Here is a 23,036-nt window from a genome sequence, read left to right on the forward strand (position 1 = left end):
GTGGAAATGGCGAAAATGTTGGAAAACCAAGTAGCGATTGTTACAGGGGCTGGACGTGGAATCGGCCGTGAAACGGCATTGGTATTAGCTGAAAATGGCGCGCGAGTCGTTGTGGCAGATCGAGATGAAGAACCGGCAGCAGAAGTAGTTTCTACGATCAAGGATCTCGGAAGCGATGCGATCGCATTTTGCGGAAACGTAACAGATCCAGTCTATCCGAAGCAATTGGTAGATGCGACGATTTCTGCCTTTGGCCGACTGGATATTTTGGTGAACAATGCTGGCTATTGTATTGACGGCCTTCTTCATAAAATGACGGACGAAGCATTCCAAGCAATGCTAGACATCCATCTGATCGCTCCCTTCCGATTGATTCGTGAAGCATCCCCATACATGCGCGATGTCGCCAAAAAAGAGATCGAACAAGGCATCGTTCATCACCGCAAGATTATCAATGTTTCCTCCGGGTCCGGGGTAAGAGGAAACATGGGCCAAGCTAACTATTCGTCTGCGAAAGCAGGAGTCATCGGATTAACCAAGGTGGTAGCGAAAGAGTGGGGGCAATTCAACATCAACAGCAATGCAGTAGCATTCGGGTTCATTGATACACGGCTTACACGACCGAAAGAAGAAGGATTGATTGTCAATGGGGAAGCAGCGGGCATTCCAGAAAAAGTACGGCACCTGTTAATCAACAATATCCCTCAAAAACGCGTTGGCAGTGCAAGGGAAGCAGCCGAAAGCATCCTATTCCTGGCTTCCCCATTGTCTAACTACATTAATGGACAAGTGCTTGGGGTAAACGGCGGTTCCTTGACGTAATCATTCCGTCCAATTTATGCAGATGAGGTGAATGAACGTGTCAAATGTGAAAGATTTGATCGGGCTGGAGTTTAAACCTTACACCATGCCCGTAGAAAAAGGAAAAATAAAAGAATTGGCCCTCGCCATTGGTGATGACAACCCGATCTATTACGATCTGGAGGTTGCCAAAAAAGAAGGCTACGATGGAATCCCGATCCCGCCAACCTTTTTGCAGGTTATTGACTTGTGGGGCGGCATGGGTTCCGTTGAAAAAATGGAGAAGTTGGGATTAAAACTGGCGAGAGTTTTGCATGGACAGCAATCCTATGAATACTTGGGTGACATTGTCGCGGGAGATGTGCTGTCAGTCACGAGCAAGGTTGTCGATGCCGAAACGAAGACAGGAAGCAGCGGATCGATGGACTTGGTCACATCTGAAAATCAGTATCGAAATCAGCGAGGCGAACTGGTAGCCATTACGAGAAACACGATCGTGCATCGTCATTAACGGGGCATGAGAAGAAAGGAGAACGCCATGATATTTTATGAGGATGTAAGCGAAGGATACGAGTTCCCTGTTCTGGAAAAAGAACCGATCACCCGCGTGCAGCTCGTTCGGTTTGCAGGTGCTTCCGGCGATTTTCACCCGCTGCATCTGGTGGAAGAGTTCGCAGAGAAAGCAGGCATGAAGATCATCGCTCACGGAATGCTGGTCATGGGGATGCTGTCCCAAGGAGTTACTTCCTGGGTTTCTCGAAAAAACATTCAGAAAATTCAAGTTCGTTTTAGCAAAATGACACTGCCTGGCGAATCGATCCAGATTGTCGGAAAAGTTCTGGAGAAAAAGTTGGATAACACTGTAGTAGGAGAAGTGCTAGCCAAGAACAGCGAAGGAGAAGTCAAAGTTTCAGGCATCTTTGAGGCGAAATTGCCATCAAGGTAATAGATTTGTCTGCGTTTCCTAACTGACCGGCTTGAGTACCGTGGAATTGGTTGCCACTATAGCCCTCCCGGTTCTCATAGACGGTCTTTCCTATATGTATGAACAATCCAAAAAAGAGGAGGGGTGCATGGTGTCAAATTCAATGATTTCATCTAAACCAAATACATTTGATTTATTTAGAAGAGAGAGACGTTTTCTCACCCATGAACATGATATGTTCCGAACTTCTTTGCAAAAATTTCTCGAAAAAGAAGCTGTCCCTTCCATCGAGAAATGGGAAGAAGAAAAATACACGCCACGAGAATTTTATGAGAAGCTGGGTGCGCAAGGGTTTCTTTGTCCGCAGGTGCAGCCTGAATATGGTGGTCTTGGCCTCGACTTCGGCTTTAATCTCGTCTTGGCGGAAGAGTTACATCGTGTAGGCGTAGGTACGTTGGCAAGCACGAGCTCTTCGATTATCGTCCCTTACCTCGAAAGATTTGGAAACGAAGAGCAAAAGAAAAGGTATTTGCCCAAATGTGTGAGTGGAGAGGTAACAACGTCAGTGGCGATGACAGAGCCTGGGATCGGATCGGACTTGGCGAGTATGAGTACAACGGCTATTCGTGATGGCGATCACTATATCGTAAACGGGCAGAAAACCTTTATCTCCAACGGTATCAATGCATCGCTGTTTTTTGTTGCAGTCAAAACCGATCCAAAAGCAACTCCAGCTCGGAAAGGTGTCAGCATCCTCTTGGTGGATGCGGATACACCCGGATTTTCCCGCGGACGCAAATTGAAAAAGCTGGGCCAGCATTCTACAGATACCGTTGAGTTGATTTTTGAGGATGCGCGTGTTCCCGTTGGTAATCTGCTAGGTGAAGAAGGCCAGGGCTTCTACTACTTGATGGAAAAATTGCAGCAGGAACGGTTGTTGATTGCTTTGGGTGCAATGGTCATAGCAGAAGAGATGCTCAAGACAACCATGAGCTATGTAAAAGAAAGGCATGCTTTCGGGAAACCGATCAGTTCCTTTCAGAACACGCAATTTGAGATTGCAGAAATGGCAACCGAATTAAAAATGGCCCAGACCTTCCTTGATGATTTAACCGAAAAACATATGCAAGGAGAAAATATCGTTACCCAAATTTCCATGGCAAAATGGTTTATTACAGAAATGGCAAGGAAGATGTCAGCCCGCTGCTTGCAGCTTCATGGCGGATACGGATTTATGGAAGAATATCCGATTGCCCGTCGTTATCGGGATGTTGCCGTGATGCCTATCTATGGTGGTACAACGGAAATTATGAAAAATATTATTGCCAAAAACCTTGGTCTATAGGGGAAAGAATTATTACGAAGAACAGACTGCCGACAGAAAACCTCTGTCGGCTTTTATGTATCCTTCCACTAATTCGATTAAATAATTCCTTGGCGGTAGAGCTCTCCAACAGCATGGGAACGATTGTTGGCGCCCAGCTTTTGAATCGCAGATTTTACGTATTGTTTGACGGTTAATTCACTGATATTCAGGGAATCTGCCATTTCCTTCGTACTCTCACCCCACGCGATTTTTTTCATCACTTCCAGTTCTCGTTTGCTTAGTTGCAAAGAGTTTTCTACCCGCTGATAGTCTTCAATGAACTTTCCAACGAGCTTGCCATACAGAGTGACAGACGCAAGGATATTGTCATCAATGATTGCTCCCGTATGGAATTCTTTGGAGGATATAAAGCCAATGACGACCGAACCGTAGCAAATGGGGGAAACTAAAACGGCATGCGCATTTGAGGAATGAGGGTAATTGCTGCTGGTTTGTTTGAAGAACTCAATGCCAGAACAGTACTTGGCCTTTCTTTCACGGATGACATCCTGCAAAAAGCTGTATCCCCGAATATCATCACGTTTTTCCCGTATATGACTTAATCCTCTTGCTGAGAGAGAGATAATTCCTTCTCCGAAATATCCAATAGGCGAATATCGATATAAAGAAGCGTCCTGAGTTGGAAATAGCTCCAGGTATAATTCAAGAATTTTATATAATTTTTCTTCATGATTCGTTATGGCATCCAGCTTTCGAACTTGTTCTTCAATGGTATAGATTGCAGTCACTTTGTCATCTCCTTTTGGGGGAATCGATATACGACAAAATGGGAATATTCCAATTATACAGAAAAAAGTAGGCTTAAGATAAGGATTATAGCTCTTCTCTGAATCTATTTCCTTCAAGTATACATCAAATCAAGGGAAGGATGGATGCTTCGTGGCAAATTTAGATCCAAGAGCAAAAGTTTATTTGGAAAGGATTAACCAATTACCGCCCCTTCATAAATTGGAGCCGCAAGCAGTAAGAGATATATTTGCACAGATCCCTGCTGTCGAGGTAGAGCTTGCGCCGCTCGCAAAAGTTGAGGACAAGCTGATTCCGGCTGGAGCGGATGCCGAAATAAACATCAGGATCTACACACCGGAGGGGCAAGGGCCGTTTCCGCTTTTTGTCTATTATCACGGTGGCGGTTGGGTAATCGGTGATCTTGAAACCGTAGATGCTAGCTGCCGGATGCTGGCTCATCTATCAGGAAGAATCGTCGTATCGGTCGATTATCGATTGGCGCCGGAGCATAAGTTTCCTGTTCCCGTCGCTGATTCCTATGCAGCGTTAAAGTGGGTGAGTGAAAATGCTTCCTCTATTAATGGAAGCGCTTCCGATTTGGTAGTTGGCGGTGATAGTGCAGGAGGAAATCTTTCCGCCGTTCTCTCGCTTCTTGCAAAAGACCAAAACGGCCCGGCAATAAAGGCACAGGTCCTTATTTACCCAGTGACGGACATGCGCTTTGACACTCCATCTTACATGGAATTTCAAGAAGGGTTCGGTCTGAATCGGGACCTGATGTTGTGGTTTTCCAACCATTATATCAATCATGAGTATGATAAAGGCAATCCGTATGTAGCTCCACTATCAGCGAGAGATTTGAGCAATCTCCCTCCTGCTATCGTGATCACTGCCGAATGTGATGTATTGCGCAATGAGGGAATGGCATATGCCGAACGCTTGAAGAATGCAGGAGTAAAGGTCGAAGCGGTATGCGAGAAGGGGTTAGTACACGGATATTTTACGAATATGGCCGTATTTCCGGAGCAGATAAAAGCAACGGTTTCTCGCATAACGGAATTTTTGCATACAATCGATCAGATTGTAACCAAGTAGGGTAGGGGGCTTGGAACGATGTTGAAAGGAAAACGATTGATTTTATCACTGGCTACTGTTCTGACAACGCTATCCTTTTCTGCTAGTATCCCTGCTGTAACAGCTCATGCACAGGCTAACGCTATGGCATCGCAGGGAACGGTATCAACGAAACAGTCACGTGAGAATCTTGCGTACAGCCTGGGTATCCAAGCCTACATTTACGGCTATCCTCTTGTGACATTGGAAAAAAAGAAGAGGAGTGCTTTACAAGACAAAAGGCCCTTGAATCAGTTTTTTCATCTTCAAGCGCTGCCTGCTGCTGATTATAGAGGCGTGGTCTCCCCGAATCACGATACGTTGTACTCGGCTGCCTATCTTGATCTTGCGCAAGGTCCACTGGTTCTGCACGTACCTGATTTCGGAAAAAGATATTATACCATCCAATTGATGGACGCTTGGACAAATTCTTTTGACTATATCGGGACGAGAACCACTGGCACAAAAGAAGGCAAATTCGTCATCGTCGGACCAAACTGGAAAGGCGATCTGCCAGCAAATATGAAAGTCATTAAGTCCCCAACCAATACTGTGCTTGCTGGTGGGCGGATTTTAATAGATGGAGAAACAGATATACCGAATGTAACTGCGCTGCAAAAACAGATGACGCTTACACCCCTTGTCCAATCAACGAAGATCAGCTCTTCCTCGAATGCATCTGAAGCGATATTGGACGAAAAGAACCCGCTGTCGTTCTTTCGCCTCCTGACCAGCTCCATGAAATCCAATCAGCCAGCTTCAGCGGATGAAGCTCACGCCAAGCAGTTCGAACAAATTGGAATTTCCCCTTTCCATGATTTTGATGAAACTGCGTTGGGTGAAGCCACTCTGTCAGGATTAAGACGCGCTGTAAAAGATGGGGAAGAAATCATTGCAATGGCAAGTGCTGTCAAAGGACAAGGACAAAATACATGGAGTCTAAACCTCGATTACGGAACATATGGGGTGGATTACCTAAAGCGAGCAGTTGTCGCTCGTTCGGCCTTCGGTGCCAACATCCCGAGTGAGAGCGTATACCAAAGGACGGATGTGGATCGCGATGGAAACCCACTATCCGGAGAGAATCGTTATGTCATTCGCTTTTCAAAAGATAACCTTCCTCCTGTTGATGCTTTTTGGTCATTAACCCTGTATGGAGCAGATTATTACTTCGTACCAAACCGTCTCAACCGTTATGCCATTGGCGACCGCACGAGGGAACTGAAATACAATGCAGACGGCTCTCTCGATATTTACCTCCAGAAAGATCCGCCTGCAGGAAAAGAATCGAACTGGCTACCGACTCCAGCAGAAGATTTTAACTTGATGCTCAGACTGTATTTACCCAAGCCGATTGTTCTGGAAGGCAATTACGAAATTCCCAATGTGCAAAAAGTAAACTGACAAAAAGCAAAGGAGGAAGTGCTTGTGAAAAAGGCAGGACTGTTCATTACAGCATTGAGTGTACTGACATCAATGGCAACGGGTAGTGCATATGCAAACGAAAACAAGCAATATCATGCGGGAAGTGTTCAGCCACAAGCTTCGGCTACACCAAATTCCGCGCCACTCGTGCAAGCTCCGTACCGAACCAATTTGGCGTACAGTGTAGGGGTTGATGCATATATTTACGGTTATACCCTAGTGGAAATGGCAAGAACGATGCAGCAGTTCACAGAGAAAACCCCTTTAAACACATTCCATCACGACAAGGTGTTGGCAGATGCAAGTTTCAAAGATTTTGTCAAACCGAACAATGACACGTTGTACTCGACAGCATGGCTGGATTTATCAAAAGGTCCGCAAGTGTTGAGCTATCCCAAAATTGATCGATACTTCACCTTGCAAATGATGGATGCCTACAGCAACTCCTTCAAGTATATTGGTGGGTCCAATCTGGATGAATATAAAGGAGGAAAAGTAGTAATTGTGGGACCGAAGTGGGAAGGAAAGCTGCCAAGTAACGTAGAGGTCGTTCGGGCGCCTACTGACATGCTTTGGATCCTCGGGAGAACATTTGTGAATGGCGAAAAAGACTTGCCCAACGTTTATAAAATTCAAGAAGGGTATACGCTAGCGCCCTTGGATGCTAACCAGAAACCGGGGGCGATCGATCTGCCCAAAATAGAATCGGCGGATTTCGATGATCCGTCAAAATTTTACCCATTACTTGCCGAATTGATGAAGCTTAACCCGCCACCACAAAGGGACGAGGCTTTCCTAAGCAAGCTGGAGTTCATCCGCTTGGATTATCAGGCAGGGACATTTCACGCAAACAATGATCCTGTTGTATGGGAAGGGTTGACGAAAGCAGTAAAAGATGCAAAAGAGATCATAAAAAATTCCATCGGTATTCTGCAAAGACCCAACAATGGAAATTGGCGAGTAAACAATGAGCGAGTGGGTATTTATGATACCTATTATTTAAATAGAGCCATGGTTGCCATGCATGGAATTGGTGCCAATACACCGGAAGAAGCTGTTTATGCATCAACTCGTGTGGATGATGGCGGGACTTCGTTGGTCGGACAGAAAAAATACGTGATTCATTTTGAAAAAGAGCAGATCCCTCCGACAAAATCGTTCTGGTCGCTTAGCCTATACAATTTTGAAAATCACTTTATCGATAATGAGTTGGACCGCTATTCCATTGGCGATCGCACGGAAGGGCTGAAATACAATGAGGATGGTTCGCTGGATATCTACATTCAAAGCACACCACCGAAGGGCAAAGAGACTAACTGGCTGCCATCGCCTACCTCAACGACAGCTCCAAATTTTAGTTTGGTAGTAAGAATCTACACCCCGGATGAATCTTTACAGGAGAATACCTTTGTCATACCGGCTATCAAAGTAGTGAATGAGTAAAGCGTTGAACCTCTCCTTTTGAGGGAATGTTCACGTGTGTAATTGGGAATATTCGGATAACTAAGAAAGCCATAAACTTTAAGTAGTTGCTTCAACTATTCTACTAAATGATTTCATTGGGAGGTTGGAACAAGAATGACATCAATTCAGCACAAAGCCCAGGTGAACTCGAGTAACGACTTCGACGCGGTGATCATCGGCGCAGGATTCTCAGGGTTATACATGCTCTATCGCTTACGTGAAGCAGGATTTTCTGTACAAGTCTACGAGGCCGCTCCAGATGTTGGAGGCGTATGGTATGCCAATCGTTATCCGGGAGCGAAATGCGACTCGGAAAGCATCATTTACAATTACATGTTTTCTGAGGAGCTCTATCAGGAATGGACTTGGTCCTCCAGATATCCAGAGCAGGCAGAAATCCTGAGTTACCTCAACTATGTAGCGGACAAATTCGATTTGCGACGTAACATCCAGTTCAAAACGCGCATGACGGCGGCCTATTACGATGAGGTACATAACAGGTGGAGACTCCAAATGGAAGACGGCACACATGTAACGGCGACGTATTTTATTACGGGGGTCGGTAATCTCTCCTCCTCCAATATCCCCAAGTTCAAGGGCTTTGATAGCTTCGAAGGCGAGTGGTACCACACCGGACATTGGCCACATGAAAAAGTAGAATTCAAGGGGAAGCGAGTTGGAGTGATCGGTACAGGTTCAAGCGGCATCCAGTCGATCCCCGTCATTGCCGAGGAGGCAGAGCATCTGTTTGTCTTTCAGCGGACACCAGGGTATTGCACGCCAGCGAGAAACCATCCCTATGATCCGGAATTTATACGCCAGACGAAATCTAACTATAGTGAGATAAAACGGCAAACACGTGAATCTGCAACTGGCTATCTTCACAAAGTGCAAAATGATCGATCTGCGTTGGAAGATACACCGGAAGAACGCCAGCGGGAATATCAAAAGGTCTGGGATCGGGGAGGCTTTGGGTTAGGTAGCACTTACAATGACTTGATAATAAACGCAGAAGCCAACGAAACAGCAGCCGATTTTATTCGCTCCAAAATAAGTGAAGTTGTAAAAGACACCAAGGTGGCCGAGCTTTTGAAACCAACTTATTATTTCGCTGCGAAACGGCCTGTTCTGGACACCAATTATTATGAGACATACAACCGCCATAATGTCACGCTAGTCGATGTGAAGAGTGCGCCGATTACCGAGATAACACCCAAGGGACTCAAAACGACGGAAGAAGAGTATGAACTGGATATCCTCATTTTTGCAACTGGTTACGATGCGATGACTGGGCCGTTGTTTAAGATCGATATTCGTGGAAAAGACGGAATCTCACTCAAAGAAAAATGGGCGGGAGGTCCGCAAACTAGAACGTACCTTGGCATCGCAAACGCTGGTTTCCCGAACATGTTTATGATTACTGGTCCTGAGAGTCCTTCCTCCTTGTCCAACGTTCCTGTTTCCATTGAGCAGCATGTGGAATGGATTGGCGATTGCATAGAATATTTGCGCGAACATAGGATTGCATCTATTGAGGCGAAAGTGGAGGCAGAGGAGGCTTGGAACAAGCATTGTAGTGAAGTGGCGGATTCGACACTCTACACGAAAACAGATTCCTGGTACACAGGTGCAAATATAGAGGGCAAACCACGTGGATTCCTCATCTATGTAGGCGGTGTTGGAGCTTATCGCAAAATTTGCGACGAGGTCGCAGCCAAGGGCTATGAGGGCTTCTCCTTAACACCGTCGTCCACTAGAGAAACCATATCCTAGAAGTAGATGCAAATGAAGAAAAGCAAATTGACAGGAGATGAAAAACATGTCCAAAGTTTTGGGTGTACCGCAAGAAAGCGTAGCACAGTTCCTTTCCGGCACAAAACTAATGCTGATCAACGGTGAATGGGTTCCTTCTCTCTCCGGCAAAACCTATGAATCTATCAATCCAGCAAATGGGGAGGTCATTGCGAAAATTTATGAAGGAGACGAGGCAGACGTAGATCAGGCAGTTCGTGCAGCAAGAGCAGCATTTAACGGGCCTTGGTCCAAAACTTCTCCTGCAGAACGAACAAAATTCCTCAATAAGCTCGCCGATTTGCTGGAACAACGCGTCGAAGAATTTGCTTATCTCGAGACGCTGGATGGCGGAAATACGATTACGCTAACACGACACGGCTTCGTCCCAAGTGCAGTCGCTCACTTGCGCTATTATGCAGGATGGGCGACAAAATTAACAGGACAAACGATACCGCTTACATCAGGTGGCAATTTTCATGCCTATACACGAAGAGAGCCTTTAGGGGTTTGCGGACAAATCACACCATGGAACTATCCTTTGCTGGGGACAGTCTGGAAGTTAGCTGCTCCGCTCGCCGCAGGGAATACCGTGATTTTGAAGCCTTCCCAGCAAACCACCCTAACAACTTTGTTACTTGGTGAACTGATCATGGAAGCGGGTTTCCCCGCAGGAGTGGTGAACATTGTAACAGGCTCCGGCCGTAAAATTGGGGAAGCGATCACGAGTCACCCTGATATCGACAAAATCGGTTTTACAGGGTCAACGGAAGTGGGCAAAGGCATCATGAGAAAATCCGCTGACACTCTGAAAAAAATGACACTGGAATTAGGCGGAAAATCACCAAACATTATTTTTGCGGATGCTGACCTGGACAAAGCGATTCAAGGCGCGTTTATGGGAATGTTTACAAACCAGGGCCAGATATGTGTGGCAGGGACTCGACTCTATGTGGAAAAGTCAGTTTTTCAACAGGTCACAGAAAAATTGGTTGAAATGGCACAAAAAATGAAAGTGGGGAACCCACTAGACCCAGCTACACAGATGGGACCGCTGATTTCCAAAGAGCACTTGCAATCGGTGAAAAATTATATTGAAATCGCCCAAAAAGAAGGAGCTACCGTTTTAACAGGTGGGAACGTTCTACAAGAGGGCGAGCTGGCAGGAGGTAATTATTTGGAGCCTACCATTCTTACTGATCTCGAAGAAAATTGCACTGCCGTAAAAGAGGAGATATTCGGCCCGGTCTTGTGCGTCATGCCGTTTGAACAGATAGAGGAAGTCATTGAAAGAGCGAACGAAACAGAATACGGATTGGCTGCCGGTGTATGGACCCAAAACTTGACAACTGCGCATAAAGTCATCGATGCATTAGAAGCAGGAACTGTCTGGGTAAATACGTACCTCAAATCGGATAATGGTCTTCCCTTTGGTGGACATAAGCAAAGCGGAATTGGCGTGGAAATGGGCTATCAAGGTATTGAAGCATACACGAAAACGAAAAGTGTCTTAATCAGCCTCAATTAGATCAATCAAAACCATATCAGGGGGTAAACAGAATGAAGGCACTGGTACTCGTAGATAAACAGAAATGTGAAGTGAAAAATGTTCAAGATCCCACACCTGATAAAGACGGGATTCTTATTAAAGTAATGGCAAATGGAGTATGCCGGAGTGACTTGCATTTTTGGCTGCATGGACAACCGGCAAACCGTATTTTGGGTCATGAATTCTGCGGCGTCGTAGAAGAAGTGGGTAGGGAAGTGACTCACTTTAAAAAGGGAGATCGGGTAGTTGTCCCATTTATCGGAAGTGATGGAACTTGCCCTTTCTGTCTCAGTGGGAAGTCAAACCTGTGTGACTCCAGGTCATTCCCCGGGATGTCCTATGATGGCGGCTACGCAGAATACGTCGCCGTTCCAAAAGGAGACCGGAATGTCATCCACTTGCCAGAGGAAATTGACTTCCTCGATGCTTCTGCCTTGGGCTGCCGCTTCATGACCGCGTTCCATGGTCTGGTCGATCGGGCACAAGTTATGCCTGGGGAGTGGGTGGCTATTTATGGATGTGGTGGACTCGGACTTTCTGCGATCAACATTGCCTCAGCAATGGGGGCAAATGTAATCGGTGTGGACATTCAAGATACGAATTTGGCGTTAGCCAAGCAGATGGGAGCAGCTTATATCATTAACAGCCGTAAAACGACCCCCGTCGAAGCCATCATGGAACTCACGAAGGGTGGAGCGGACGTGTCTGTTGATGCACTGGGCCATTCTGAAACATGTGTAAACTCGATTCTCAGCCTCAAAAAGGACGGACGTCACTTGCAAGGGGGGCTTATTACACACGATGGTGGAAATGTTACGATCCCTGTGACTGATATGGTCAAGAAAGAAATTCGCTTCCTTTCTACCTTTGGTATGCCGGTTCATGGTTACTCGTCTTTGCTCTCTTTTGTGTTGCAAGGAAAACTTTCTCCTAGCAAAATGGTGAATCGCGAGGTTTCTCTTTCTGAAGTGAACGACATTTTTGAAGGGATGACCCAAAATACGCTGACCGGAACATTTGTTGTCACAAAATTCGAATAAGACAAGCTAGTCATTGCAAACATTGGGAATGGTCTGCTGGTCATCATAGCAGACTCTTTTTAGCTGCCAGTAATGGGCAGAGTACTGATAGAAAACGAACACAAGTTACCATGGTTCTCATGGTTTTAGTGAGCATCATATTGTTAACACCGAACGAAAACGTCGAGGGGAAAACCGGCGTTTTTTTGTTTTTTTACCTGACCAATGTGCTCCAATCTTGCGTGAAAAGGGTATAATAAACTGGCAAAATGTATCAAGTGTACAGTTACTTCCATTCAAATACACCAATCGATAAAAGGAGATACAATGACAGACAAAAAAACAACGATCGAACCGGGATGGAACTTCGACAACAGCTATACAACGCTGCCGAAATCATTTTATTCCCGACTGAGCCCACCTCCTGTGCATTTACCGAAGCTTGCCATTCTAAACGAGTCATTGGCAAAGTCTCTCGGGCTGAACGCCGAAGCCCTTCAAAGTGCCGATACTGTAGCCATGCTCGCGGGAAACGAGGCACCAGAAGGCGCAATGCCTCTCGCGCAAGCATATGCCGGACATCAATTCGGTCACTTTACCATGCTGGGCGACGGACGGGCCCTTCTGCTTGGAGAGCAGATTACCCCTTCCGGAGAGCGATTTGATATCCAACTGAAAGGTTCAGGCAGAACACCTTATTCACGCGGCGGCGATGGTAGAGCAGCGCTTGGCCCGATGCTACGCGAATACATCATTAGCGAGGCCATGCATGGACTCGGAATTCCTACCACTCGGAGCCTTGCAGTAGTGACAACCGGCGAGTCTATCTATCGCGAAGCTGAGCTGCCTGGTGCCATTTTGACACGTGTCGCTGCCAGTCATATCAGAGTAGGCACGTTCCAATTCGCGGCAAGATGGTGCTCCATAGAAGATCTCCGCGCGTTAGCTGATTACACGTTGAAAAGACATTTTCCAGAGATCGAAGCAGAAGAAAACCGCTATCTCCTCCTACTGAAGAGAGTCATCCAGCGTCAGGCTGCGTTGATTGCCAAATGGCAACTCGCGGGCTTTATTCACGGGGTCATGAACACCGACAACATGGCGATCAGCGGCGAAACCATTGATTACGGTCCTTGTGCTTTCATGGACACCTATGATCCTGCAACCGTATTTAGCTCCATTGATGTTCAGGGTCGCTATGCTTACGGAAATCAGCCGTACATTGCTGTGTGGAATCTTTCTCGTTTTGCGGAAAGCTTATTGCCGTTGCTGCATGACAACGAAGCGCAGGCTGTGAAAATGGCCGAAGATGCTCTCGCCGAATTTAGCAAGCTGTATCATAGCCATTGGCTTGCAGGAATGCGGGCAAAGCTCGGCTTGTTTAACGAAGAGGAACAAGACGAAGCGTTGATCGAGGGTCTGCTCAACATGATGAAGGAGCATCGTGCAGACTATACGAATACATTCCGTGCTTTCACGCTCAATCAACCAGAAGATACCGCGCTGTTTGGCACGAGCGATTTCACGGAATGGTATGAGCAGTGGAAAGCACGACTAACAAGACAGCCAGAAGACACCGAAGCGGTACAACAATTAATGAAAAAGAGTAATCCGGCAGTCATCCCTCGGAACCATCGTGTAGAAGAAGCATTGGAAGCAGCTTGGAAAGAGGGCGACTACACGGTGATGGAACGGCTCCTGGCAGTTCTTTCTGATCCATATGCTTACACGCCTGAACAGGTAGAATACACGACTTTACCAGCGGAATCGGCACGTCCTTACCAAACGTTTTGCGGTACGTGATAGAAGCATTCAATCAGAGTCCAACGATCTTTCACACGTTGGACTCTTTTTACATACGTCCGATTCGCGCTAAAATATGGAAAGCAAAGAAAAAAGGAGCAATCGTTTTATGGATAAAAAAGCAAAGCAAATCTTGATGAAAACATTTTGGAGCAGCAACGGGTGGAAGAGCCGCCCATACGATTTTACGGGTGCAGATTTTGAATACGCCAAAAGCAAAGGTCTCATGTTTGACCCGCTAACGATCAGTCACGAGGAGTGCATAGACAAAATCATTGCTCTGAAAAAAAAAGTGACGAAAGAGCAAGTCGCCGCAGCATTTTTGCACAGTCTCTCGACGCGAAAGGTGTACCTGCGCAGCGCCTTGTCCAGTTGGGCTTTGACAGAGTCTTTGAAAGTACATGCATTCGAAAGTAACGCCGGGAAGTATACGAATCCAGAAAACGGCACGTACTTCGCCATGTACGGAGACTGCCATAAATGCGACCGTTACTATATCGCTGGACGAGAGCTATATACGGATGAAGATTTGAATGTCCTGAATTTTGAAAGAATCAAGTGGGGGGGTATCCGTCTGAACTATCTACCGTACGTCATGCTTGATCTGGAGCTATTACGTACAGAAGAAAATCTTACGGTACAGGAAGAAGATGTAGCCATCCTCCGTCAAGTGCTAGGCATCATCGCGAGCAGTGAACCAACTGATGCCGCCCGGCAATTGGAGAAGCGCCTCCATGGTGTCTTTCCATCTAGCAAGAACGAACGGGATGTCTTCATGGAAATCCTTGCATCCGCTGGGATCTTGGCTCCAAGCAAGGACAGACCAGGGCGTGGCGGGAAGAACGACTTTTTTGCCGTCGTGAATTGGCGGGGGGAAGATAGCTATTGCGAGCAAGCTGTCCAGAGCTTCTTTGGTCCGTGGCTGTAAAGAAGGGGAAATCTAGGAACAAAGAAGGGTGCCATCTATACGCGAAGTGTGTATAATATTGGAAAAGTAAGTCGAAAAGTTAGTTTCTATTGAAAGGAGGTGAGATATAAGTGAAAAAGAAATTAATCGTCCTGTCAGGCATTGCGGGCAGTGGCAAAAGCAAGTGGGCACAAGAAATTGCCAAAAAGGAACGGGCAACCATCGTGTCTACGGATGAAATTCGCCAGAACTTATTTGGTGATGAGCGAAAACAAAAAAAGTCAGCGCAAGTATTTTTTGAGGTTTATTCGAAAATCGCAACGGAGCTGGCGAATGGAAAGAATGTCATCTTAGATGCAACCAATATTGACAGAGAGAAAAGAATGAAGGTCCTTGCCAAATTTCCCGATGTCCAAAAAGAATGCTATTACGTCGATGTTCCCTATTCTGTTTGCTTAGAGCGCAATCGATCCCGAAAGAGAACCGTAGACGAATACATCGTGGCAAAGATGCGGAAGAACTTCCATTTTCCCATTAAGAATGAAGGCTGGGATCACATTCATCTCTTGCACGAACCAGTTCCTTATGCCATTGAAAAAGAAGAGTTCGTTCAATTGCTTCAAAATGAACCCTCCTATGAAGAGTTGTTCGCCAGATTGAATGCTATTCCGATCTTCAAAGAGATGTATCAGTTTAATCAGGAAAACCCTTATCATCAGTACCCTTTGTGCAAGCATACCTATCATGTTTTCGATTATGTAAACGCCTTTTACACGGAAGAAGACAAATTTCTCATGCAAGTGGTCGCCTTGTTTCACGATACAGGAAAACCATTTTGCAAAACCTACAAACCGATGAAAGGCCATTACTCCTACTACGGACATGAGCATGTTTCTGCGCAAATTGCTTGCCATTTCTTAAAAGAATTAGGATTCGAAGATGATTTTATCTTCGAAGTCGTCAATCTGATTCAAATGCACATGAAGATTAACTACGGAACGCAGCAAGATATTTCCGAGATTTATCATTTGTTGGGCGATGAGTACCTATGGAAGCTGTACTTCTTTAAGGAAGGTGATGCCTATGCCAAATAAGGAGGTGAATAACGATGTTGAAAAAATACCCGAGAACCTTTCATTTACCCTGGTCAAGAAGTAGAACCGACGATGATAAAATCTTGCGAACGGTTAGTCATTTCGAGGGAAAAGAAGTAGTCGTGACAGAGAAGCTGGATGGCGAAAATACCACGCTGTACCGAAATCATATCCACGCAAGGTCACTGGATAGCAAAGATCATGCATCTAGACATTGGGTAAAGATGCTGCACGGGACGATTTCGTTTCATATTCCGGAAGGCTGGAGAATTTGTGGGGAAAATGTATATGCGCTGCACTCCATCTATTACGAACACCTAACGAGCTATTTCTACGTGTTCTCGATCTGGAATGAAAACAATGAATGCTTGTCGTGGGATGAAACGGTAGAATGGGCCGAATTACTTGGCTTTAAAACAGCACCTGTCTTATACAGAGGGATTTGGAAGGAAGAGACCGTAAAAAGTTGCTACACCAAACAATCTGTCTTCGGCGGAGAACAAGAGGGGTATGTGGTACGAATAACGGAGAGGTTTCCGTACGAAGATTTTAAACAATCTGCCTCCAAGTTTGTGCGTAAAAATCATGTACAAACCGACCAGCACTGGTTATCGAAGCCAGTCGTTCCGAATGGGATAGCACAAACCGATTAAAGACTTTTGAATAGAAGGGAATGAGAACGATGTAATTTGCTAAGTGGTATTGACCGTCTAATAGAGTATCCAAATTTCATTTTGGCTATTGTTAAGACAGTCATTACATAGGAGGCGAGAGAGATGAACGAAGAAATGGATGAAGAAATGTTGTCAGTGGGCTGGGATGCCATTGATCAGGAGATGAGAAAGATTTATGGAGAGCAGGAGCCTAAGCATTACGGGACGCTCATCTCGTATGCGCTGGGTGGTCACGATCCATTGGATGGGATAAGCGCCTACAAATCAGACGAGCCATACCCGCATTGGCATTTTGTGACCTATGGATTTACCGAGTTGTATGAAAAAGAGTCCGAGAATGAAGAGGAAAGCGGTTTTGGCTTTGAATTGACGTTTCGATTGGCGCGAAAGGACGACGAGGAAGAACCGCCTGCCTGGGCGCTGAATCTTCTTCAAAATATGGGACGTTACGTATTCAACACCGGGAATGTTTTTCAGGCAGGGGATCATTTGGATGCAAACGGTCCGATATGCTTGGACGCCGATACCCAACTGACTGCGCTCGCTTTTGTCACAGACCCACAGCTTGCCGAAATCGATACGCCGAATGGTCGGGTGCAATTCTTGCAAATGGTCGGGATCACAGGTGATGAACTCGATGCGATGATGGCTTGGAATACACGTGGCGTACTCCAATCTGGATTGCCATACATGCCTTCCTACATAACCGATCTCGAGCGGGATTCTCTCCTTCGCAACTCTACAGTTACAGATGCTGTTCAAAAAGGAATGGAACAAGAAGGCTCCAACACTGCCTATTTGTTTGTCAGCCAGCTTGGCTGGGAGCCAGGTAAAAAGGGCTTCTTAAAAAAAACGCCTTCGACCCTGAGGCTAGGAGCTAAGCAAGCGGAAGTCATCGGGAAAATTCTCCGAGGACGTATGCGCAAAGGGGAAAGCCTGAGTTTGGTGGGACCTGATGTTCGAGTTGTATTTGAGGCAGGAGAAAAGCCTGAATGTATTCCAGGAGATGACGTTATTCGCTTTGTTCTCGATGATGCGACAACGATTGCGCTTACCAAGCAGTTACTTCCAAAGGAATGCAACTTTGAGATCCCATCTCTGAAAGGAATTGCCATCAACATTGTGAAAACCAATATTACCGATAGCGAGGGCAATGTCGTCAAGGTCATCGGTTAAGACGGTAGCGCTGTTTTGGTGAGGAGGAGTCAGTCAATGAATCAGGCAGCAGAAGTATTTCTAAACGAAGTATGGACTTCCATCCAAGAAATTTACAAGAAAGAGAACCAGCGGATCAACGAGATCAAAGACTGGAGTCAACTGCAGGCGGGGATCAAAGACTACCTGAGAGTGGCATGGAGAAAAGGAAAACTCAATTGGGCCAATGGCAAAATCCACGTGGATGTCCATGAACCTTTCAAATGGAGTGACGACTCGTACAAATACGACGCGGGTCCTTACATTGAGGAGCTTACAGAGGAAATTCTCATGCAAGAGTTTTTCCCCGCACTGTGTGAACGAATGGAATCCCTTTTCCATTCCACCGACTATGATTCTCACTTTTTTGATTACCGCTTCGAGCTCGTCTTTGAATTCGAGTGGAAACAATCGGTGCAATGCCATTCTCACCATTTCGTAAACGAACGAAAACTCGAGAGTCTAAAACAAGCACTAGATCAATTTATCGAGACCAAAATCAAGCAGGAGCTTCCTGTACGTCCGAAAGAAAAAGACGATTTTTTCTTCGCTCATTGTCTCGTCAATCCCGATTTGATGGAACAAAAGCAGGAGGTTATCGAACCGCTCATCCAGCGTCTTAGCGAAAAGCTGCGTTCCAATAAAGAACGCAGTGATTCGTGGATATACCACTCTACTTTGGCTTTAAAAGGCTGGGCGGATGAGCGTTTTTTAGTTAAATTTTTTGATCGTACCGGGCATTATGGATTGGATTGGGTTATGAAACCTGAGCAGGAACGTCAAGAACCAAAAACAGAGGAGCTGGACTTTTTCCTGTACGTTGCTCTCGCAATAGGTAACAAGGAACCGGACACCCGCAAGATGTTTCTCGACCTCGCTGTTCAGCTTGGCTCCAAGCAGGCTGCGGACTATGTAAAACGGGGCAGCGGTCGTTTTGAAAACGAGTATAAAAGCAGTCTGATTCAAGCGACCGCCAATGACGTTTTGCAAGCGATCGACATCCGGATCGTATCTGAGGAAGAAGCTGCCTACGGTGAGGCCATCAATTTTATCAACGGCCTTTTGCGTGAAGGTTTTCCCAATGGGTACAAGCTCAAGCTGAAGAGCAGCGAAAAGCACTACCTGCCAGTAAAAAAACTGGCAAAGTCAGGTCTCCACCAGTTTTTTGCGAATGCGTCCCGTTACCCTGCCTTATACCCGAAAATCGCAGAATATGCCGAGCTAGCGATGGAGGAGTTTGCGTGGTACGGAGATGTAGAGCCTAGTGAGAAATCAGTCATGCCTGGCACTTATGCGGTATTGGCTCTCGGCTTGTCTAGCAACGATTATTTTCCACTTGTTCGTCGTTATATGGAGCTGGTCGACACGGAGCATCAGTCTGCCCAAGACGATTTTGCCATGGCTTTTATGGAGGCGCATGGTGTAACTGTAGAGAATATGCCAGTACTCGTCTCTCTGGTGCTTGGCAGTAGCGACTCGGCGAAGCCTTTGAAAAATATCACCATCGATCGTGCAGAACTGGTGGATGCCCTCATAGGAGAGCTTGCGGCGATGGAAGATTACCAGCGGGAAACCGTTATTTATCGCCTTTTCGGCGGGAATAAGAAGCTCGCACAGGCTGTAAAAAAGGAATCTTCCCCCATCAAAGACAAGCTTGCACAAGTGCTAGCCTTGGTCGAATAGCTTGATTGACATTATTTAGAAGGCCATGCTATATTGAAGTCAACTAATTGGAACGGAGGGTGAATCATTTGCGCAATTGTTTATTTATTGGAAAAGCCAATCCTATAATAAATAAACAAGAAGCCAAATTCACCCGCAAATGTATATCTTGAATCCCTGTATGGTCTATTTTTCATATAGCGATTTCTAGTACGAGAGCAAGATGCTTCTGTTTATTGGACAGAAGCATCTTTTTTGTTGTCAAAAAAGGGGGTGATACAGATGAACAAAGAGTAAATGACGAGAAACGTAAAAACGAAATGGGGAATCCAAATGGTAGAACTGCACAATATCACGATTACCACCAAAAAAGACGACAGGACGCTCATTCACAATTTGCATCTCACCCTGCAACTCAGCGACAAGATTGCTATCATCGGGGAAGAAGGAAATGGCAAAAGCAGCTTATTAAAATTGATATACGCGGAACAAATGATTGCCGAGTACTGCACATTTGAAGGTAACGTGTTGAGAAACGAATGTTCCATGGGTTATCTTGCACAGGAGCTATCGGACGAAGAGAAACAAATGACCATTGCCGACTTTTTTGCCGAAAATCAATGGAGCAAAGAACTGGTGAGAGCGATGGATGACCTCGGCATTCATGCATTGGATTCAGATAAAAAGATGGGTGTTCTGTCCGGTGGTGAGCGTTTCAAATACCGCTTTTTAAGTCTGCTGGCACAGAAGCCGGATGTTCTATTGCTGGATGAACCCACGAATGATTTGGATATTCAAACGATGGAGTGGCTGGAAGAATTTATTCAACAGACGGCTATTCCTGTTATCTATGTATCGCATGACGAAACATTTATTGCGAATACAGCAAACGGTATCCTTCATATGGAACTGACGAAGCGCAAACAAGTACCCAAATATACGTTTTCAAGAGAACCATATGAGAATTACCTCGCGAATCGCGAGAGCCACTTGAGCAAACAAGAAACGATAGCCAGGAAGCAAGCTTCTGATCATAGAAAGCAAATGGAGAAATGGCATGACGTTTGGAATAAGGCAGAACATCAACATCGGAATGTATCCCGGTCAGACCCGCGACTGCAAAAGAAAATCAAGTCTCTGAAAAATCAAAGAGAGCGCATGGAGAAAGCATCGCAAACGTTTGTAGAGGCACCAAGTGTAGAAGAAGCAAGCAAATTCCGGTTTGATTCTGCGGTGCATGTGCCCGGCAGTAGGCAAATCCTCGACTTTTCATTGGATGTACTGCAAATAGCGAACAAACAGCTATCGAAACAGATTCACTTATCGATCAAGGGGCCAGAAAAAGTCGCGATTATTGGGGAAAATGGGGTGGGAAAAACGACGTTGTTGAAAAAGATCATGGATGAGCTAATCCAGTACTCCTCATTAAAGATCGGGTACATGCCCCAAAACTATGAAGACCGGCTGGATTCGACCAAAACACCGATTGAATACTTGGAAACAACGGGTGTTAAAGATGCGATTACAAAAGCGTATACGCATTTAGGTAGTATGAAATTTACAAAAGATGAGATGCATCAACCCATTATAAACTTGTCTGGGGGACAGAAAGCGAAATTGCTCCTTGTAAAAATGATTTTGGATCAGTGCGAAATATTGATACTGGATGAACCGACCCGAAACTTCAGTCCTTTGACGACTCCTGTTCTGTGCCGCGCCTTAACGGCTTTTGACGGTGTGATTATCAGTATTTCGCATGATCGACGGTATTTACATGAAGTCGCAACAACTGTTTATGAACTAACTTCTGAGGGGCTCACGAAAATAAACTAAGGGATAGTCGCGGAATCATTGCTACATGGTTGACATTGCTATTTGAATTCAATATACTGACTTTAATTTCATATGAAACATACGTTGAAAGAGCCCAGTAGCAGCTTATTCCCTGTTCTAGAAAGCCGGGGGTTGATGGAACCCGGTACACAATAAGCGAGCGAATTACACTCTGGAGTATCTCGGGTAATGCCGAGCGGAATCGCGAACGATAACTCGCTACGAGTGGCATGAATGGCCTGCGCAAGCGCTTGGGTCCATTAGTGCAAGATGGGTGGTAACACGGTTATTCAATCGTCCCTATGTCTACAATAGACAAGGGGCGATTTTTTGTTTTTTACCATAGGAGATTGAAGGAGTGTATGGCAGTGAATATTATCGACGAACTCGAATGGCGCGAAGCCATCAATCAGCAAACAGATGCAGAAGGACTGCGAGAATTAACGAATGAAAAAGCAGTCTCGTTATATTGTGGTGTCGATCCAACAGGTGACAGCATGCATATCGGTCACTTGATTCCTTTCATGGTACTGAAACGCTTCCAGCTCGCTGGTCATCGTCCGGTCATTTTGATCGGTGGTGCAACAGGTACGATTGGCGATCCGAGCGGCCGTCAATCCGAGCGCTCTTTGCAAACACTGGAACAAATTCAGGAGAACGTAGATGCGCTCACAGCACAAATGAAGAAGCTGTTCGTAACAGAAGGCGACAACCAAATCCGTTTGGTGAACAACTACGACTGGACGCACAAAATCAATGTCATTGAATTTTTGCGGGATTACGGGAAAAACTTCAGCATTAATACGATGCTTGCCAAGGATGTTGTGTCGAGCAGACTGGAAAGCGGCATTTCGTTTACGGAGTTTTCCTATCAAATTCTGCAATCGCTGGATTACCTGCATCTGTACAAACATGAAGATGTTCAGCTGCAAATCGGCGGTTCCGACCAATGGGGCAACATTACTAGCGGCCTCGATCTGATCCGCAAAAAAGAAGGACCAGAAGCAAAAGCATTCGGACTCACTATTCCTCTCATGCTGAAGGCAGATGGTACGAAATTCGGGAAGACAGCAGGAGGAGCTATCTGGCTCGATCCAAACAAAACAACACCATTCGAATTCTACCAATTCTGGGCGAATACCGATGACCGCGATGTTGTGAAATACTTGAAATACTTTACGTTCCTCTCCAAAGAACAGATTGAAGAGCTGGCTGAAAAAGTACAGTCTGAGCCACATAAACGCGAGGCGCAAAAAGCGCTGGCTGAAGAAATGACGAAATTTGTGCACGGCGAGGAATTGCTGGAGCAGGCGAAGCGCATTACAGCTGCTTTGTTTACTGGTGATATTAAATCGCTATCGGCAGATGAGATCGAGCAAGGCTTCAAAGAAATGCCGACGTTCGAATCTACCCTCGACACGAAGAACATTGTCGACTGGCTCGTTGAGATCGGCATTGAGCCATCCAAGCGTCAAGCACGTGAGGATATTACAAAAGGCGCTATCTCCATGAATGGCGAGCGCGTTACCGATCTGGAACTGGAAGTTACGCCAAGTCTCGCTATCGGCGGCCGCTTCATCATTATCCGCAAAGGCAAGAAAAACTACAGCTTGGTAAAATTGTCTCAATAGATGAAGGAATAAGAAGCTTCCCTGGAAACATGAAG

General features: G+C 45.7%; 19 protein-coding genes and 1 other annotated feature. Of the genes, 18 read left to right on the forward strand and 1 reads right to left on the reverse strand.

The window, feature by feature from the left end:
• Nucleotides 1-6 precede the first annotated feature (6 nt).
• From ACFVS2_RS03855 to ACFVS2_RS03870, 4 genes are all read left to right on the forward strand, one after another.
• Complete coding sequence (locus ACFVS2_RS03855) at nucleotides 7-822, forward strand: SDR family NAD(P)-dependent oxidoreductase (protein ID WP_390231128.1); 816 nt, start codon at nucleotides 7-9, stop codon at nucleotides 820-822.
• 31 nt (nucleotides 823-853) lie between these two features.
• Nucleotides 854-1,312, forward strand: coding sequence for a MaoC family dehydratase N-terminal domain-containing protein (locus ACFVS2_RS03860; RefSeq protein WP_390231131.1), 459 nt, complete (start codon nucleotides 854-856; stop codon nucleotides 1,310-1,312).
• Nucleotides 1,313-1,339: 27 nt separating this feature from the next.
• On the forward strand, nucleotides 1,340-1,747 hold the full coding sequence (locus tag ACFVS2_RS03865) for a MaoC/PaaZ C-terminal domain-containing protein (protein WP_017248449.1): 408 nt from the start codon (nucleotides 1,340-1,342) through the stop codon (nucleotides 1,745-1,747).
• Nucleotides 1,748-1,874: 127 nt separating this feature from the next.
• Entirely contained in the window at nucleotides 1,875-3,071 is a 1,197-nt protein-coding gene (locus ACFVS2_RS03870) for an acyl-CoA dehydrogenase family protein (protein WP_390231134.1), read from the forward strand.
• Between the two features lie 77 nt (nucleotides 3,072-3,148).
• Here ACFVS2_RS03870 and ACFVS2_RS03875 read toward each other — a convergent pair whose 3' ends face one another.
• Nucleotides 3,149-3,841 carry a response regulator transcription factor gene (locus ACFVS2_RS03875; protein WP_390231137.1) on the reverse strand — a complete coding sequence of 231 codons (693 nt, stop codon included), beginning with the start codon at nucleotides 3,839-3,841 and terminating at the stop codon, nucleotides 3,149-3,151.
• A gap of 151 nt (nucleotides 3,842-3,992) precedes the next feature.
• Here ACFVS2_RS03875 and ACFVS2_RS03880 point away from each other — a divergent pair, with 151 nt between their 5' ends.
• From ACFVS2_RS03880 to tyrS, 14 genes are all read left to right on the forward strand, one after another.
• The gene (locus ACFVS2_RS03880) at nucleotides 3,993-4,937 is read left to right on the forward strand and encodes an alpha/beta hydrolase (RefSeq protein ID WP_390231140.1); all 945 of its coding nucleotides are present in this window, start codon (nucleotides 3,993-3,995) and stop codon (nucleotides 4,935-4,937) included.
• 18 nt (nucleotides 4,938-4,955) lie between these two features.
• Nucleotides 4,956-6,359 (forward strand): DUF1254 domain-containing protein, encoded by a 1,404-nt coding sequence (locus tag ACFVS2_RS03885; protein ID WP_390231143.1) that lies wholly within the window; start codon nucleotides 4,956-4,958, stop codon nucleotides 6,357-6,359.
• A gap of 24 nt (nucleotides 6,360-6,383) precedes the next feature.
• Nucleotides 6,384-7,823 carry a DUF1254 domain-containing protein gene (locus tag ACFVS2_RS03890; protein WP_390231146.1) on the forward strand — a complete coding sequence of 480 codons (1,440 nt, stop codon included), beginning with the start codon at nucleotides 6,384-6,386 and terminating at the stop codon, nucleotides 7,821-7,823.
• Between the two features lie 135 nt (nucleotides 7,824-7,958).
• Complete coding sequence (locus ACFVS2_RS03895; RefSeq protein ID WP_390231149.1) at nucleotides 7,959-9,617, forward strand: flavin-containing monooxygenase; 1,659 nt, start codon at nucleotides 7,959-7,961, stop codon at nucleotides 9,615-9,617.
• 46 nt (nucleotides 9,618-9,663) lie between these two features.
• On the forward strand, nucleotides 9,664-11,163 hold the full coding sequence (locus tag ACFVS2_RS03900; RefSeq protein ID WP_390231152.1) for an aldehyde dehydrogenase family protein: 1,500 nt from the start codon (nucleotides 9,664-9,666) through the stop codon (nucleotides 11,161-11,163).
• A 32-nt stretch (nucleotides 11,164-11,195) separates the two neighbouring features.
• A complete protein-coding gene (locus tag ACFVS2_RS03905; protein ID WP_390231155.1) occupies nucleotides 11,196-12,224 on the forward strand; it encodes an alcohol dehydrogenase catalytic domain-containing protein in 1,029 nt (342 codons plus the stop codon).
• 306 nt (nucleotides 12,225-12,530) lie between these two features.
• Nucleotides 12,531-14,006: a protein adenylyltransferase SelO gene (locus ACFVS2_RS03910; protein WP_390231158.1), complete on the forward strand. Its 1,476-nt coding sequence runs from the start codon at nucleotides 12,531-12,533 to the stop codon at nucleotides 14,004-14,006.
• Between the two features lie 109 nt (nucleotides 14,007-14,115).
• The gene (locus tag ACFVS2_RS03915; protein WP_390231161.1) at nucleotides 14,116-14,934 is read left to right on the forward strand and encodes a hypothetical protein; all 819 of its coding nucleotides are present in this window, start codon (nucleotides 14,116-14,118) and stop codon (nucleotides 14,932-14,934) included.
• A 110-nt stretch (nucleotides 14,935-15,044) separates the two neighbouring features.
• Complete coding sequence (locus tag ACFVS2_RS03920; RefSeq protein WP_390231163.1) at nucleotides 15,045-16,007, forward strand: AAA family ATPase; 963 nt, start codon at nucleotides 15,045-15,047, stop codon at nucleotides 16,005-16,007.
• A gap of 14 nt (nucleotides 16,008-16,021) precedes the next feature.
• Nucleotides 16,022-16,660: an RNA ligase family protein gene (locus ACFVS2_RS03925; RefSeq protein WP_390231166.1), complete on the forward strand. Its 639-nt coding sequence runs from the start codon at nucleotides 16,022-16,024 to the stop codon at nucleotides 16,658-16,660.
• A gap of 135 nt (nucleotides 16,661-16,795) precedes the next feature.
• Nucleotides 16,796-17,857, forward strand: a complete 1,062-nt coding sequence (locus tag ACFVS2_RS03930) for a suppressor of fused domain protein (protein WP_390232401.1) — start codon at nucleotides 16,796-16,798, stop codon at nucleotides 17,855-17,857.
• 36 nt (nucleotides 17,858-17,893) lie between these two features.
• Complete coding sequence (locus ACFVS2_RS03935) at nucleotides 17,894-19,558, forward strand: DUF6138 family protein (protein ID WP_390231169.1); 1,665 nt, start codon at nucleotides 17,894-17,896, stop codon at nucleotides 19,556-19,558.
• A gap of 276 nt (nucleotides 19,559-19,834) precedes the next feature.
• Nucleotides 19,835-21,370: an ATP-binding cassette domain-containing protein gene (locus ACFVS2_RS03940; RefSeq protein WP_390231172.1), complete on the forward strand. Its 1,536-nt coding sequence runs from the start codon at nucleotides 19,835-19,837 to the stop codon at nucleotides 21,368-21,370.
• A gap of 75 nt (nucleotides 21,371-21,445) precedes the next feature.
• Nucleotides 21,446-21,675: a binding site (T-box leader), on the forward strand.
• 57 nt (nucleotides 21,676-21,732) lie between these two features.
• Nucleotides 21,733-23,001, forward strand: a complete 1,269-nt coding sequence (gene tyrS, locus ACFVS2_RS03945; RefSeq protein WP_452101526.1) for a tyrosine--tRNA ligase — start codon at nucleotides 21,733-21,735, stop codon at nucleotides 22,999-23,001.
• Nucleotides 23,002-23,036: the final 35 nt, after the last annotated feature.

Source organism: Brevibacillus sp. NPDC058079, assembly GCF_042885155.1.
In the GTDB taxonomy this organism is placed as follows: Bacteria; Bacillota; Bacilli; order Brevibacillales; family Brevibacillaceae; genus Brevibacillus.

Excerpts from the sequence above, each read along its gene's own strand:
- ACFVS2_RS03855 (WP_390231128.1), top strand. The coding sequence starts at position 7 with ATGGCGAAAATGTTGGAAAACCAAGTAGCGATTGTTACAGGGGCTGGA.
- ACFVS2_RS03860 (WP_390231131.1), top strand. The coding sequence starts at position 854 with ATGAACGTGTCAAATGTGAAAGATTTGATCGGGCTGGAGTTTAAACCT.
- ACFVS2_RS03865 (WP_017248449.1), top strand. The coding sequence starts at position 1,340 with ATGATATTTTATGAGGATGTAAGCGAAGGATACGAGTTCCCTGTTCTG.
- ACFVS2_RS03870 (WP_390231134.1), top strand. The coding sequence starts at position 1,875 with ATGGTGTCAAATTCAATGATTTCATCTAAACCAAATACATTTGATTTA.
- ACFVS2_RS03885 (WP_390231143.1), top strand. The coding sequence starts at position 4,956 with ATGTTGAAAGGAAAACGATTGATTTTATCACTGGCTACTGTTCTGACA.
- ACFVS2_RS03895 (WP_390231149.1), top strand. The coding sequence starts at position 7,959 with ATGACATCAATTCAGCACAAAGCCCAGGTGAACTCGAGTAACGACTTC.
- ACFVS2_RS03900 (WP_390231152.1), top strand. The coding sequence starts at position 9,664 with ATGTCCAAAGTTTTGGGTGTACCGCAAGAAAGCGTAGCACAGTTCCTT.
- ACFVS2_RS03905 (WP_390231155.1), top strand. The coding sequence starts at position 11,196 with ATGAAGGCACTGGTACTCGTAGATAAACAGAAATGTGAAGTGAAAAAT.
- ACFVS2_RS03910 (WP_390231158.1), top strand. The coding sequence starts at position 12,531 with ATGACAGACAAAAAAACAACGATCGAACCGGGATGGAACTTCGACAAC.
- ACFVS2_RS03915 (WP_390231161.1), top strand. The coding sequence starts at position 14,116 with ATGGATAAAAAAGCAAAGCAAATCTTGATGAAAACATTTTGGAGCAGC.
- ACFVS2_RS03925 (WP_390231166.1), top strand. The coding sequence starts at position 16,022 with ATGTTGAAAAAATACCCGAGAACCTTTCATTTACCCTGGTCAAGAAGT.
- ACFVS2_RS03930 (WP_390232401.1), top strand. The coding sequence starts at position 16,796 with ATGGATGAAGAAATGTTGTCAGTGGGCTGGGATGCCATTGATCAGGAG.
- ACFVS2_RS03935 (WP_390231169.1), top strand. The coding sequence starts at position 17,894 with ATGAATCAGGCAGCAGAAGTATTTCTAAACGAAGTATGGACTTCCATC.
- ACFVS2_RS03940 (WP_390231172.1), top strand. The coding sequence starts at position 19,835 with ATGACGAGAAACGTAAAAACGAAATGGGGAATCCAAATGGTAGAACTG.
- tyrS (WP_452101526.1), top strand. The coding sequence starts at position 21,733 with ATGGCAGTGAATATTATCGACGAACTCGAATGGCGCGAAGCCATCAAT.